11 protein-coding genes are annotated in these 13,716 nt (G+C 61.5%); 5 read left to right on the forward strand and 6 right to left on the reverse strand.

Annotation, left to right across the window (positions count from 1 at the left end; genetic code table 11):
* Positions 1–270: 270 nt before the first annotated feature.
* From ABH944_RS44025 to ABH944_RS44045, 5 genes are all read right to left on the reverse strand, one after another.
* A complete protein-coding gene (locus ABH944_RS44025; protein ID WP_404615644.1) occupies positions 271–1,389 on the reverse strand; it encodes a 4-hydroxyphenylpyruvate dioxygenase family protein in 1,119 nt (372 codons plus the stop codon).
* Between the two features lie 199 nt (positions 1,390–1,588).
* On the reverse strand, positions 1,589–3,475 hold the full coding sequence (locus ABH944_RS44030; RefSeq protein ID WP_404615642.1) for a bifunctional sugar phosphate isomerase/epimerase/4-hydroxyphenylpyruvate dioxygenase family protein: 1,887 nt from the start codon (positions 3,473–3,475) through the stop codon (positions 1,589–1,591).
* Between the two features lie 68 nt (positions 3,476–3,543).
* On the reverse strand, positions 3,544–4,374 hold the full coding sequence (locus ABH944_RS44035) for a 3-oxoadipate:acetyl-CoA acetyltransferase (RefSeq protein ID WP_404615640.1): 831 nt from the start codon (positions 4,372–4,374) through the stop codon (positions 3,544–3,546).
* 71 nt (positions 4,375–4,445) lie between these two features.
* Positions 4,446–5,753: a shikimate transporter gene (shiA, locus tag ABH944_RS44040; RefSeq protein ID WP_404615638.1), complete on the reverse strand. Its 1,308-nt coding sequence runs from the start codon at positions 5,751–5,753 to the stop codon at positions 4,446–4,448.
* A 181-nt stretch (positions 5,754–5,934) separates the two neighbouring features.
* Positions 5,935–6,843 carry a shikimate dehydrogenase family protein gene (locus ABH944_RS44045; RefSeq protein ID WP_404615636.1) on the reverse strand — a complete coding sequence of 303 codons (909 nt, stop codon included), beginning with the start codon at positions 6,841–6,843 and terminating at the stop codon, positions 5,935–5,937.
* Positions 6,844–6,984: 141 nt separating this feature from the next.
* On the opposite strand from ABH944_RS44045, the gene ABH944_RS44050 reads away from it, so the two are divergent.
* The 5 genes from ABH944_RS44050 (at position 6,985) to ABH944_RS44070 (ending at position 12,227) form a co-directional block, all read left to right on the forward strand.
* Positions 6,985–7,755: an IclR family transcriptional regulator domain-containing protein gene (locus tag ABH944_RS44050; protein WP_404615646.1), complete on the forward strand. Its 771-nt coding sequence runs from the start codon at positions 6,985–6,987 to the stop codon at positions 7,753–7,755.
* A gap of 105 nt (positions 7,756–7,860) precedes the next feature.
* Entirely contained in the window at positions 7,861–8,775 is a 915-nt protein-coding gene (locus ABH944_RS44055; RefSeq protein WP_404615634.1) for a LysR family transcriptional regulator, read from the forward strand.
* Positions 8,776–9,159: 384 nt separating this feature from the next.
* Positions 9,160–10,488, forward strand: a complete 1,329-nt coding sequence (locus ABH944_RS44060; RefSeq protein ID WP_404615632.1) for an MFS transporter — start codon at positions 9,160–9,162, stop codon at positions 10,486–10,488.
* Between the two features lie 33 nt (positions 10,489–10,521).
* The gene (locus ABH944_RS44065) at positions 10,522–11,544 is read left to right on the forward strand and encodes an amidohydrolase family protein (RefSeq protein WP_404615630.1); all 1,023 of its coding nucleotides are present in this window, start codon (positions 10,522–10,524) and stop codon (positions 11,542–11,544) included.
* A 14-nt stretch (positions 11,545–11,558) separates the two neighbouring features.
* Positions 11,559–12,227, forward strand: coding sequence for an RraA family protein (locus ABH944_RS44070; RefSeq protein WP_404615628.1), 669 nt, complete (start codon positions 11,559–11,561; stop codon positions 12,225–12,227).
* A 4-nt stretch (positions 12,228–12,231) separates the two neighbouring features.
* On the opposite strand, the gene ABH944_RS44075 is transcribed toward ABH944_RS44070, so the two are convergent.
* The gene (locus ABH944_RS44075) at positions 12,232–13,308 is read right to left on the reverse strand and encodes an alpha/beta fold hydrolase (protein ID WP_404615626.1); all 1,077 of its coding nucleotides are present in this window, start codon (positions 13,306–13,308) and stop codon (positions 12,232–12,234) included.
* Between the last annotated feature and the right edge of the window lie 408 nt (positions 13,309–13,716).

The raw sequence follows: 13,716 nt of genomic DNA on the forward strand, positions 1-13,716 counted from the left end.
GAATTGGAATCGCACGCTGTGGACACTTAGGGTAGCGTGGTTTGAAAGCGTTTTCTTTGCTTCGTTTCTTTGTCGCTTTGGACAAAGAAATGACGGGCGCCACGCACAGTGGCTAATAGTGATAAAGAGAAAATCCGACTCACGCAGACCGCTAAGGCCGAAAGCAGCAACCCGGCACTGACTCCGACCGCTAACGCTGGAACCTGGCAACCCGACCCTGCCCCCGACCGCCCCCCCACCCCCACCCCTCCCCGACCAAGTGCGAACGACCTAACCCTCCCGCGCTTTGCCCAGTGCAATCAAATTTCCTTCCCCAAACCCGTGATCACCACGCCTCTCGACAATTTCAAAAAACATGTCACCACTATCGCGCTGAACAAAGGTCTGCAGGAAGAGCCGCGCGCTTCCGTCCGCGGCAATCGTGCCATCCACCAAAATGCCCCTCGAACGCAAAGCGTCAACGTCCAGCCCATGCCCGGGCAGACGTTCATCGAGTTGCTCGTAATACCTCGCCGGGGGCTGCACGAAACGAATCCCCCGCGACCGCAGGATATCCACCGACGCAAAAATATTCTTCGCCACCAGCGCAATATGCTGGACGCCCTCACCCGTGTGATCGGGCAGATAGTCCTGCATCAAACTCGTGCGGTAAGTCCCTTCTTCATAAACGGGAATGCTCAACGTCTGGCAAGGCGACACAATGACGGGCAGATCCTGCGCCACCTTCCAGTCCGGATGCACCGCATGGATCTCCTTGAAGTGAAGAACCTGCAGGTAAAACTCGAGCCAGTCCGCCAGCCGCCCCGCGCCAACCGTCTGCGTCAAATGATCGACCTTGCTTAAACCCGCGTCGTTGGAATGCAGCGCCGCATGCGTTTCCTGCGGATCAAGCCACGCGAAATCAATGTCGTAGATCGACCGCGCCTTGTCGCTCGGCTCCTGCCTGCCTTCCCAATGGTCCACAAAATAGATATGCGAGTCGCCAATCCCCTGGATCGCGGGTATCAGCAATTCGTTCGGCCCGATGCGCTCACCCTCGAAATCCCACGCCCCGAATTCGACAGCACGCTCGTGCGAAGTCTCTGCATCGAACACCCTCAGCCCGATCGCGCAGATGCCCACGCCATGATTGACCGCGAACCGCGCCGCAAACGAATCGGCGTCGGCGTTGATGAGGAAATTCATGCTGCCCTGGCGAAACAACGTGACGTCCTTGCTGACGTGGCGAGCCACTTGCGTAAAGCCAAGCTGCTCGAAAAGCGTCCGCAACCGCGACGGGTCCGGGCTCGAAAATTCCACGAATTCAAGCCCGGCGACGCCCAGCGGATTGTCGCTGTCCTGCAGGGATTGCGCCGAGGCAGCGCCAGGCAGGGAAGCATCGTTGGTCATCGAAAATCACCTTTGAGAAAGTCCGGTCCGTCTCTGTCTGCACACCCGTGCGCCAGCCGCTGCACCCCGCTTGACCGCAATCCGCGCTGACGCCGAGACAGATTATCGTCTCCGGCATCAAAGCGTCAAACTGTCCGGCACTGTCTCATGCCGGCGAGGCACTGTCCGGGGCGCAAGCAACGGCACACCACCGGTTCCCTCAATGCGCCTGATGACGCCGCTGGGCATGGGCCGCGAGCCGGACCGGCGCGTTCACCGCGCCATAACCGTCGTAGCCGCCCTTGCGTTGCACGATCTCTAGGAAAAACCGCTCGGCGAACTGCTCGGTATAGACTTGGAAAAACTCTCCGCCCGCGCTGTCGCGGTCATACAGGATGCCGCCTTCCCGCATGAGGGCGAGCCTGGCCGGGTCAAGATCGTAGCGCGCCTCGAGATCGTCGTAATAGTTGCGCGGAATGTGCAGGAGCGGCACGCCCCGCTCGCGCAGTTCCGCAACGGCCGCGAAGATGTCGTCGGTCGCGAACGCAACGTGATTCAGCCCGGAGCCGCGGTAAGTCGACAGCGACTCCACCACCGCCGTATGCCGGTCCGCCGACGCGTTGAGCACGATCCGCACGGAACCGTCGCGGCTACGCACCGCGCGACTCCTGACAAGCCCGTAGGGGTCCGGCAACAGCACCGAGGGCTCGGCATCGAAACCGAAGGTCGCCTTGAAAAAAAGCACCCACGTATCCAGCGTGTCGGCGGGCAGGTTCAGGCACACATGGTCGATACGGCGCAGGGTATCGGCTTGCATCTGCTTGCCGGCATCGGTCAGGTTGAAATCGGTTTCATAGAGCGTGGGTTCGCCCGGCGCCTCGTCGACGAGGTACTGCAAGCTGTTGTCCGGCGCCTGCACGCCCGGCACCACACGCTCGTTGGGGCCGACCTTGCCCGAGAAAGGCGCATAGCCGAACGCGGCCGCTCGCTCGAAGGCTTGCGCGGCGTTGTTCACGCGATACGCCGACGCACAGACCGACAAGCCGTGCGCCTGATGAAACGCGCTCGCGAACGAATCGGTCTCGCCGTTCAGCAGGATGCACGCGTCACCCTGGGCGTACAGCGTGACATTCTTCGAACGATGCCGGCCGGCCGCGCGAAAGCCCAGGCGCTCGAGCCATTGCGCAAGCGTAGTACCACCCGCCGGATCAACGGCGAATTCGAGGAACTGGAAACCGGTGTGCGCAGGCGCGGCGGGTGGATGGAACAAGGTCTCATGCGAGCTCGACGTTAAAGCGCCCGCACACTGCTCTTCCAGGAACAGCAGCGAGCGATAACCGTCGACGGCTGTCGCCGCGTTCGGCGCCGCGCGAAAGCCGTCGTTGAATATCTCCAGTGACAGCGGTCCGGTGTATCCCGATGCCAGCACCTGACGCGTAAAACCGGCCACGTCGAGATCGCCTTGCCCCGGGAAACAACGGTAATGCCGGCTCCATTCAAGCACATCCATTGCCATCTTCGGCGCGTCCGCGATCTGCACGAACGCGATCCGCTCTGCTGGAATGCGGGCAATCTCATCGACTGAATCGCCGATGGAAAGCGTATGGAAGCTGTCGAGGATCAAGCCGAGGTTCGGATGATCGAGGGTGTCGACCAGCCGCCATGCATGTTTGTACGAGTTGACGTGCCGCCCCCACGCGAGCGCTTCGTATCCCGCCATCACGCCTTCCGAACGGGCGAGTTCGGCGAACTGACCGAGCTGATCGACGATCAATGCATCGCCGCCGATGGCATCCGCCAACGCGTTGCTGCACACCAGCACGCGGTCCGTGCCGAGCTCATGCATCAATTCGAACTTGCGCCGCGCGCGTTCGAGGTTGCGCGCGAGGCGTTCCGCCGATACCCCCTCGAAGTCGCGGAAAGGCTGGAACAGCATGACCGCCAAGCCGAGGTCGGCGCAGATGCGCCTGACGTCGGCAGGTGAGCCATCAAAGTAGAGCAAGTCGTTTTCGAAAATCTCGACGCCGTCGAATCCGGCGCGGCTGATAGCCTTGAGCTTCTCGACCAGCGTGCCGCTGACCGAGACAGTGGCAATTGAACGTAGCATCGTAAGTTCTCTTTCAACAGGCGGGACGCCGCCGTATTCCTGTAGCTAGATCGGTAGCCGGCGAAATACTAAAGCGCCTGCAAGTGCAGCAGTTCCCGCGCTTGCGCCGCGGTTGCAACCGGACGTCCGTACTCACCGCACAGCGCGGCCACGCGGCTCACCAGTTGCGCGTTGCTCGTGGCGAGCGTGTCCTTGTCCCAGCGAATGTTGTCTTCAAGACCCGTACGGCAATGGCCGCCCAACTCAAGCGTCCAGTGGTTCACCTCAAGCTGATGCCGGCCGATGCCCGCTGCCGTCCAGGTTGCATCGGGCAACTCGGCGCGCAGCCGCTCGACTTCAAACGCGAGGATTTCGCGCTTGGCGGGCAATGCGTTCTTCACGCCCATCACGAACTGGACATGGACCGGCGGCGCCAGCAACCCCTGCCCGACCAGATCGACGGTGCTGTAGAGCATGGCCAAATCGAAGATTTCTATCTCGGGTTTGACGCCGTAATCGAGCATCGACTTCGCGAGCGAACGCACGAAGTCGGGTGGGTTTTCATAGACCGTGGTCGGGAAGTTGACCGACCCTGTAGCGAGCGAGGCCATGTCCGGGCGCAGATCGAGCATCGCACCACGCTGCTCGAAAGAGCGTCCGCGGCCACCCGTCGAGAACTGGATGATGATGTCCGGGCAATGTTGCCGAATGCCGTCCTGAAGCGCCTCGAAACGCGAACGGTCCGAGCTGGAATTTTCCTGTTCGTCGCGCACATGCAAATGCACGAGCGATGCACCCGCTTCGTACGCAGCATGGGTGCTTTCGACCTGCTCGCTGATCGAGATGGGCACCGCCGGATTGTCCTTCTTGCGCGGCACGGAGCCCGTGATTGCAACCGAGATGATGCAGGGATCAGTCATGATTTACGTTCCATTGAATGAGGGGTGCGTACATGCCGCTAATCGAGCGGTCCGGCTCTCACGTCCGGCTCTTATGTGCGTTTCATACCGCCGGCAACGAGCACGGAAATCAGGCAGCCGATGGCAAGGTACGCGGCAACCGGATGCCATGAACCACCCGCGAAACTCACCAGCGCCACGGCGATGAACGGCGTAAAACCACCGCCAACCACGCTCGCCACCTGATACCCCACGCCTGCACCGCTATATCTGTACTCGGTGCCGAACAGTTCGGTGAACATCGGCTGCTGGACGCTGACCACCATGTCGTGCGCAATGTTCGCCAGCATCACCGAGAAGATCACGATCCAGACAGTCGAGCGGGCGTCGAGTGCGAGGAAGAACGGAATGGCGCTGAGCATGCCGACGACCGCGCCGATCATGTAGATGCGGCAGCGGCCGAAACGGTCGGCGAGCATCGCGAAACACGGGATGGTCACAATGCTGACCGCCCCCACGAGCAAGCCGATATTCAGGAAGAACTGGCGCGGCATGCCGAGGTTCGTCGTTGAATAGCTGAGCGCAAATGCCGTGACGATGTACATCGTGAAAAGCTCGGCGAGACGCAGCGCGATAATCAGCAAGAATGCTTTCGGATGCTGGCGCAGCGCTTCCAGGATCGGGAGACGCCCGTTGCGCGGACCCTTCTCGATCACCTTTTTGACGAACTCCTGCGACTCCTCCATGCTCGATCGCACCCACAGTCCGATCAGGACCAGCACGACGCTGAACACGAACGGGATGCGCCAGCCCCAGGTCCTGAAGGTCGCGTCATCCATGGTCTGGCTGAGGATCGAAACAATGCCCGTTGCAAGCACCAGTCCCACGCCGTAACCGACCTGCACGCCGCTGCTGTAGAACGCCTTCTTTTTGCCGGGCGCGCTTTCCACTGCCATCAGCGCCGCGCCGCCCCACTCGCCGCCAACCGCGAAGCCCTGGACGGCACGCAACGCCACGAGCAGAACCGGCGCCCACCAGCCGATGGACGCGAACGTGGGCAGCAAGCCGATCATTGCGGTCGAGAGACCCATCATCATCACGGTCAGCACAAGCATGCGCTTGCGGCCCAGCCGGTCCCCATAGTGGCCGAACACGAAACCGCCCAACGGCCGGAACAGGAAGCCCACGCCGAAGGTCCCGAACGCGGCAAGCGTGCCCATTGCAGGGCTGACTTTCGGGAAGAACTCCGTGTTGAAAACGATCGCGGCAATAATGCCGTACAGCAGGAAGTCGTACCAGTCGACCACTGCACCGACAAAACTGCCAAGCGCCGCCTTGCGTGCCCGGCTCTTCTCCCGGTCGACTGCAGCGACGTCTGAAGGCTGAATAGCGATAGTCATTACCTTGTCTCTGTTGTGTATTGATGTTGGGCTGCAGGACGTGTCCGGAAGGTAAAAGCGCGTGGTGCGCCGCGGTGAATGGAGCATAGGGCGGCGGCTTCACCCGATCAATGCTTGCCGCGAAAATGAAAACGATTATCGAACGCCTATGTGCGATTAACGATCGTTTTCCGGGTTAGCACTAGGCCGGAATGTCCGTGGTTTGCAGGCGTGCCGATGCGTTCGAACGGCGACGCAGCGCATCCGGCGTGATCAGGTCCAGCAGGTATCCATCGTCCGAACGCACGGATCGGGCGAGCTCCGGGTAACCGAAGAACTCGAGATAAAGCGGCGTTTGCTGGATGAGCATGTCGAAGCCGGGTTCTGCAATCAGCCCCCGCGAACGGGCCGCGCGCAGCAATGGCGTGGGCTGGTTTTTCATCAGGATGTCGCAAACGGCGGCGTCCGCTCGAATGGAGCCGACGTCCACGGGAAGCGGGTCGCTGTCCTTTAAACCGAGTGGGGATGCATTGACTATTACGTCGTAAGCCTGCGGATCGGCGGTCGGAACATGGCTTGCCGCAATGCCGAAATCGCGCCTCAACACGGCGGCGAGATGTTGCGCTTTTTCCTGGTCCGGGTCGAAGAGCGCGAGTTCGGCCACACCGGCCGCGGCCAGCGCAGTGGCTACCGCCGACGCCGCCCCGCCTGCGCCCAGCATGAGGATCCGGCGGCCCGCGTAAGCCACACCCGCACGGTCCATCGAGCGGATAAAACCTGTGCCATCGAACAAGTCCCCTTCGAGTTCGCCGTCAGGATTGCGCCTGATTGCATTGACCGCATTCGCGGCCAGCGCAGCCTGCGAGCAGCGATCCACGATCGTCGCCGCTGCCGCCTTGTGGGGGATGGACAGCGACACGCCACCCACGGTCGGCGAGGCGAGAAGGCAGCGCAACGTAGCCGCAAGCTGGCCCGCCGTGACTCGCAGGGGCACCATCACGGCGTCGACTTCATGCCGCGCGAACACCTCGCTAAAAACCTCCGGCGCACGCACCTGATCCACCGGATTGGCGATGCAATAAAAAATCCGGGTCGTGCCGGTGATCCTCATGATGCCCCCCTCCATTTCCTTGATCCAATGAAACAAAGGATAGGGATTGGCCTCGCCAACACGAAGCAATGTTTGCGGGATGTGCGCGATAATCGCTCGTACGTCACCACTGATCGCACGGAATGAGGGTTATTGCTTATGATCAAACGACCGCCGTTAGACAAGCGCGACTGGATTGCGGGACTTGAGAAAGGGCTCGCGGTGCTTGAGGCATTCGATAGCGAGCACGCCCGCATGACGCCCACGCAAGCAGCGGCCCGCACGGGCATGACCCGGACCGCGGCGCGCCGGCATTTGCTGACGCTGGAGAGTCTTGGTTATGTGGAAAGCGACGGCAAGCTGTTCGGACTGACGCCGCGCGTGCTGCGCGTTGGGTGGTCATATTTCGATTCCGCACGATTGCCGAAACTGGTCCAGCCGTACCTGCAGCAACTGAGCGCGACGCTCAACGAGTCGGTGTATATCAGCGTGCTCGATGAGTGGGAGCTGGTTTTCATTGCCCGCAACGGGACCTCGCGGGTCATGACCACGGGCTTCGTGCTGGGAGCCCGGGTGCCTGCGCCGCTGACCTCGCCAGGGGTTGTGCTGCTGGCGTACAAGCCCGACGAAAACGCCGTTCATGAGTGGTTGAACACGACCGTGTTGACGCCATTTACGCCTCATACCCTGACGAACACGGTGCGTCTCTGGGAGAAAATCCGGCAAGCCCGTGCCGATGGTTTTGCGGTCATCGAACAGCAATTGCAAGTGGGTGTGCGGGGTATTGCCGTGCCGGTGAAGGACCGGCATGGCGAGGTCGTCGCCGCGCTGAGCACGAACATGCCGATAGGCAGGGAGACCACCGAAGCCGCTATTAACCGGGTGGTACATCACTTGCAGGAAACGGCATTGGCCATGCTGAATGTGGTCTAGGGCGGTGTTTTTTTGAAGCCCGGCTCCTCATGCTCAAGCGTCTCGCCCGATACTGCTTTCATCACGCATGGCATTTGCCGTTAGCGCTCTTTCAATCACACATCAATGAACCTCCGACACCTGCAGGCCTTTGTCGTCCTCGCGGAAGAGCTCAATTTCAGCCGTGCTGCGGATCGGCTGCACGTCGCGCAGCCGGCGCTGAGCCAGCAGATCCGCGCGCTCGAAACACGCATGGGCACGCAGTTGGTGGACAGGGGCAGCCGGCCGCTGCGGCTCACGGAGGCCGGCAGCTATCTGTGTATAGAAGCCCGCCAGATCCTCGCTTCCTTCGATCAGGCCGCGCTTGGCACTCGCGAGATCGGTCTCGGCATGCGTGGCTGGCTGGGTATCGGCTTCACCCGCTCGGCGATGTACAGCGTGTTGCCGCCCGCGCTGAAGTCGTTTCATCGGGATTACCCGAAGGTCGAGCTGAAGCTCTTCGAAATGCTCACCGAAGAACAAGCGGATGCGCTGCATGACACGCGCATTCACATCGGCATTGGCCGGCAGGTGCCGCCCATCACCGGATGCACCACGCTGCCGCTGCTGCGCGAACGCCTGATGGTCGCGCTCCCGCCCGATCACCGGCTCGCGGGCGAGAAGAAGATTCGCATCACCCAGCTTGCCGACACGCCGCTCGTGCTTTACCCGAAGCACCCGAATGCGCAATTCTCGCGCTTTGTCGAATCGCTTTATCGCAACGCCGGCATTACGCCCCACATTGCGCATCAGGCTTACGAGATCCAGACGGCTATCGCACTGGTGGCGGCCGGGTTGGGCGTGACATTCGTCGGTGAATCGGTCGCGCGGCATGGACGCTCCGACGTGGTGTATCGGCGCCTGAGCGGACCACTGGCGTCGCAGACCACGACGCTTTCGGCAAGCTTTCGCAGCGACGACAGTTCGCCTCATCTGCACGCGTTTCTGACGTGCCTGTCACCCATAGCGAAAGACTTGCCGAAAGAAACGCCGGAACTATAAGAAAATTATTATAAAAGGATAAAAACACGGTCTTGGACGGACGGCACGGCGGTTCGTAACATGAGTGATCGCAAACGCGCTGCCCCTGGCCACTTTTACGGCATGCAGCATGGCTGTGAAGCCCAATTGTAAGCGTACGCACCATGCCAGCTTGTCCAGCGTCGGCATAAGGGTTTTCGGATAACGCCAACGACCGCCGGCTTCCGGTTCGCCGGCGGGACATCACTTCCTCGCCCGCCTGGTTTCGTTTTGAATGCAAGCAATCGCGCCCGTTAGCAATGCTCATGAACTGGCGGGTAGCCACGAATCACCAAAGCATCACCTTGGCAACAGCAAACCAGAACGACGTCCGATCCTACGGACGCTCTACAGCAGGAGACATTGATGATCGACCCGATCGAAAGCGCGACCATGCGCCGAGTCTATGGCCGCCTCATGCCGTTGCTCTTCGCCATGATGTTCTTCAACTATCTTGACCGGATAAACATCGGCTTTGCCGCGCTCGACATGAACAAGCAGCTAGGCTTCAGCCCGGCCGTGTTCGGTTTCGCCGGCAGCATTTTCTTCTTCGGCTACATGCTTCTCGAAGTGCCTAGCAACCTGCTGCTGCATCGCGTTGGCGCGCGGCGCTGGATTGCCCGCATCCTGCTGACGTGGGGAGCCGTTGCCGCCGCGACAGCGTTCGTGTTCAACGAATACAGCTTCTACGTACTGCGCTTCCTGCTGGGCGTGATGGAAGCGGGGTTCCTTCCGGGCGTGGCCGTGTACCTGACAAAGTGGTTCCCGCAGCGTTACCGCGCGCGTGCCGTGGGGGGTTACATCATCGCCGGCTCGTTCTCGGCAGTGCTGGGCGGTCCGATATCAACGGCGCTCATGACCTACGCGAATGGACCGCTAGGCCTGCAGGGATGGCAGTGGATGTTCATCATGGAAGGGGTCCCGGCCATGCTCCTTGGCCTCCTGACGTTGCGCCTGATGACCGAGCGCCCCGCCGACGCCACCTGGCTGACCGACCCGCAAAAGCAGTGGCTCGAGTCCACGCTGACGAAAGAACGCGAGGCCCTGGGGGCCGACAAGCATTTCCCGATGCTGCGGGTCGCCAGCGACATTCGCGTATGGAGCCTCGCGTGTTTGTTCGGCTGCGCGCTGGTGGGCGTTTATGGCTTGTTCCTGTGGTTGCCGCAGATCGTCAAGAGCCTGGGCAACCTGAGCAACCTCGAAGTGGGTTTCCTGTCCGCCGCCCCGCCACTCCTGGGTGTTCTCGGCACGCTGCTGATCAGCCGCAGTTCCGACCGGACCGGTGACCGGAAGAAGCATCTCGCGTTCGTGTACGGGATGAGCGCGCTCGCCATTGCGGGCAGCGCTTATGCGCCGAATCCGGTGATTGCCTATGCGCTCCTGTGCGTGACCGGGCTTTTCATCTATGCCGGCAACCCGCTGTTCTGGAGCCTCGCCTCTTCGTTCAGGACCGGCGCTGCCGGCGCCGCGACGATCGCGCTGATCAACACCGTCGCCCAGTTTGGCGGGCTTGTCGGCCCCTGGAGCATCGGGCTGGTACGCAGCGCCACAGGCAACTTCAAGCTCGCACTCCTGACCATAGCGGCTTTCCTGGTGGTGGCAACCGTCATCGCGCTGGTCATGCGGGTCACCCCTCCGGAGGACGAGATGGACGCACTGCCCGCCGGCGACTCACGTGCCGGCCACCTTCATTGAACCTCTCATTGAACCTTGATCTGGAAACCCGCAATGATCATCGATTGTCACGGTCACTACACAACCTCCCCGCGCGAGCATGAAGCCTGGCGCGCCGCCCAGATCGCCGCGCTCAAGGACGGCACGTCCCCGCCGCCACGCCCCGTCATCGCGGACGAGCAGATTCGCGAGAGCATTGAATCAGGGCAGTTGCGCATTCAACGGGAGCGCGGCACGGATCTCACGATCTTTTCGCCACGGGCCGCCGGCATGGGTCATCACCTGGCCGGCGCCGATGCCAACGCGCATTGGTCGCAGGAAAGCAATGACCTGATTCATCGCGTGTGCCAGATGTTTCCGCGCAACTTCGTGGGTGTCTGCCAGTTGCCGCAGGCGCCCGGCGTGTCACCTGAAAACTGCATTCCCGAGTTGCGCCGATGCGTCGAGCAGCTCGGTTTCATAGGCTGCAATCTCAACCCGGATCCATCCGGCGGTTACTGGACCGGGCCACCGCTGACCGACCGCTCCTGGTATCCGCTCTACGAAACAATGGTCGAGCTGGACGTGCCGGCCATGATCCATGTTTCCTCGTCGTGCAACCCCAACTTCCATGCGACCGGCGCGCATTACATCAACGGCGATACCTCGGCGTTCATGCAATTGCTGACGGCGGACCTGTTTGCTGATTTTCCGGCCTTGCGTTTCATCATTCCCCATGGCGGGGGCGCGGTGCCTTATCACTGGGGGCGTTACCGCGGGCTCGCTCAGGACATGAAGCGGCCGCTGCTCAAGGACTATCTGCTCAAGAACGTGTTCTTCGATACCTGCGTGTACCACCAGCCCGGCACTGACCTGCTGGCGAAAGTGATCCCGGTCGAGAACATCTTGTTTGCGTCGGAGACGATCGGCGCGGTCCAGGGCATCGACCCCGAGACCGGCCACTACTACGACGATACCCGCCGCTATATCGACGCGATCCCCTGGCTCACGCCGGCTGATCGCCAGCGCATCTATGAGGACAATGCACGTGCCGTGTACGGGCGCTTGTCAAACCAGCTCAATCACCAGCTTTCCTGAAGGAGATGACCGTGATGAATCCACCCGGATGGCGCCGTCATGCGTCGGCCGCGCAAGCCAGCCCCGAGATACTGGAGACGCTGCGCGGCCTCGCCGTCTCGCTGCTCAGCGACAACATGGCGCGTGTCAGCGGCACGATCGGGCTCGTGCCGTATCACCGTCCGAGGCCCATGGCCGGCACGGCGGTGACCGTGCGCACCCGCCCCGGCGACAACCTCGCCATTCATCGCGCATTTGATTTTTGCCGGCCCGGCGACGTGCTGGTGATCGACGGCGGCGGTGATATTACGCAGGCGCTGATGGGCGAAATCATGGCGACCTATGCCGAAAGCCTCGGCGTGCAGGGTCTGGTCATCGACGGTGCGATCCGCGACGTGGGCGCCATTCGCCAACACGACTTCCCGGTCTATGCGCGTGCCGTGACGCATCGCGGACCTTATAAGAACGGTCCGGGCGAGGTCAATGTGACGGTCAGTGTCGGCGGCATGGTGGTGCAGCCCGGCGACATCATCGTAGGCGATGAAGACGGTGTCCTCGCGATAGCGCCCGGGGACGTGGCGGCAGTCATCGACGGGGCGCAGCGGCAGGCGAACAAGGAAGCGGCTGCGTTACGCTCCATTGCCGAGGGCCGCTTTGATCGTGAATGGATCGGTCCGCAGGAGACGAAGATGATGGGGGGTTAGGCTTTCATTGCGCCTCTTGCGGCAGGGTCTGCAGAAACTCCGCCACATAGTTTTTCCAGACATCGGGATGCTCGATTGTCTCGTTCCCGTAGGAGCGTTCGCTCTCCGGCATCTCGACGAAGCGCCCATGCGGCACCAGTGGAACAAGACGTTGCATGATGCCCAGATCGGTCGGGTTAAGCAGGTCGTCGGAGAAATTCAGGGCGAAGAGCGGCGCCTTGATCTTCCCAAGCGCGGCTTCCGGGTTGTAGTCCCACGACGATTCGAACCAGTACATCACGTCGTTGGCGTCGTATTGGCGGCCGCTGTACACGGCGGCGTCGTAGGACCATCGCGAAGTGCCGGGCGTGGGCGATAACGCCTGCATGCGTGCGGGGTTCTTCGTGATCAGCGTAAAGACCGGCATGGCGCGCAACCATTGGATCGGCTGGCGCAGGTAGTTGCCGTCGTTCCAGTCAGGGTCCCGCCGGATGGCGTCGATAATCATTTGCCGCCAGAAACCGTTGCGTCCGGTGAGTGCAACTGGTTGGCTCGCGATCGGCATGAGGCCGTCCATCATGTCCGGATACCGTTCGCCCCATAACCACGTCTGCATGCCGCCCATCGAGGTGCCGAGCACCAGGCGCAAATGGTCGATGCCGAGTCCGTGCGTGACGAGCAGGTACTGCGCCTGGACCATGTCGTTGTATCCGTATTGTGGAAACTTCGCCCGCAGTCCGTCGCTGGGTTTGCTTGAGCCACCTCGTCCGAGGCCGTCCGGAATGATGATGAAATAACGGCTGGCATCGAGTGGCTGGCCGGGGCCGAACAGTTCCTGGCGCATGGCTGCCGTGAGGAACGCGCGGCCGGTGTCGGTCGTTCCATGGAGCAGCAGGATAACGTTGGTGAAGTGGCCTTTGCCGTCGCAGTGGGGCACGCCGAGCGTGACGTAGTGGAGGGTGACCTGGGGTAGCGAAGAGCCGTCTTCGAAGTGGAAGCCGGTAGCAACGAAGTCGCCGGATTGCTCGTATAACGGCGGTTGTTGCGCGCCGGCATGAGGAACAAAACACGCCAGGGCGAGTGCGAACAGGAGGGAGCGCATGGTCTCCTCGCTAGTGGAGGTCTGGGCTTTTAGTTTAGGCCGATCCTCGCCGGGGGTTGGGCATTTCGTTTTGCTGGCGCCGGTGGACGGAGTTTGGGGTTTGGTGAGTTTGGGGGCGGTTGGTCGTTGGTCGTTGGTCGTTGGGGGCGGGGGCGGGGTGGTGCCAGGTTCCGGGGTTAGCGGTCGTGGTTTGTGCCGGGTTGCCAGGTTCTTGCGTTAGCGGTCGGGTCAATGCCGGGTTGCTGCTTTCGGCCTTAGCGGTCTGCGAGAGTGAGATATTCTCTTTATCACTATTAGCCACTGCGCGGGGACGCGTCATTTCTTTGTCCAAAGCGACAAAGAAACGAAGCAAAGAAAACGCTTTAACCGCACTACCCTAAGAGACGGTTTCAAAAAGACGTGAAGGGG

Origin of the sequence: Caballeronia udeis, from assembly GCF_044909315.1 — a bacterium.
GTDB lineage: Bacteria > Pseudomonadota > Gammaproteobacteria > Burkholderiales > Burkholderiaceae > Caballeronia > Caballeronia udeis_A.

Bases quoted from the DNA above. Each gene is read 5' to 3' on its own strand.
- ABH944_RS44025 (WP_404615644.1), bottom strand. From the start codon at position 1,389: ATGACCAACGATGCTTCCCTGCCTGGCGCTGCCTCGGCGCAATCCCTG.
- ABH944_RS44030 (WP_404615642.1), bottom strand. From the start codon at position 3,475: ATGCTACGTTCAATTGCCACTGTCTCGGTCAGCGGCACGCTGGTCGAG.
- ABH944_RS44035 (WP_404615640.1), bottom strand. From the start codon at position 4,374: ATGACTGATCCCTGCATCATCTCGGTTGCAATCACGGGCTCCGTGCCG.
- shiA (WP_404615638.1), bottom strand. From the start codon at position 5,753: ATGACTATCGCTATTCAGCCTTCAGACGTCGCTGCAGTCGACCGGGAG.
- ABH944_RS44045 (WP_404615636.1), bottom strand. From the start codon at position 6,843: ATGAGGATCACCGGCACGACCCGGATTTTTTATTGCATCGCCAATCCG.
- ABH944_RS44055 (WP_404615634.1), top strand. From the start codon at position 7,861: ATGAACCTCCGACACCTGCAGGCCTTTGTCGTCCTCGCGGAAGAGCTC.
- ABH944_RS44060 (WP_404615632.1), top strand. From the start codon at position 9,160: ATGATCGACCCGATCGAAAGCGCGACCATGCGCCGAGTCTATGGCCGC.
- ABH944_RS44065 (WP_404615630.1), top strand. From the start codon at position 10,522: ATGATCATCGATTGTCACGGTCACTACACAACCTCCCCGCGCGAGCAT.
- ABH944_RS44070 (WP_404615628.1), top strand. From the start codon at position 11,559: ATGAATCCACCCGGATGGCGCCGTCATGCGTCGGCCGCGCAAGCCAGC.
- ABH944_RS44075 (WP_404615626.1), bottom strand. From the start codon at position 13,308: ATGCGCTCCCTCCTGTTCGCACTCGCCCTGGCGTGTTTTGTTCCTCAT.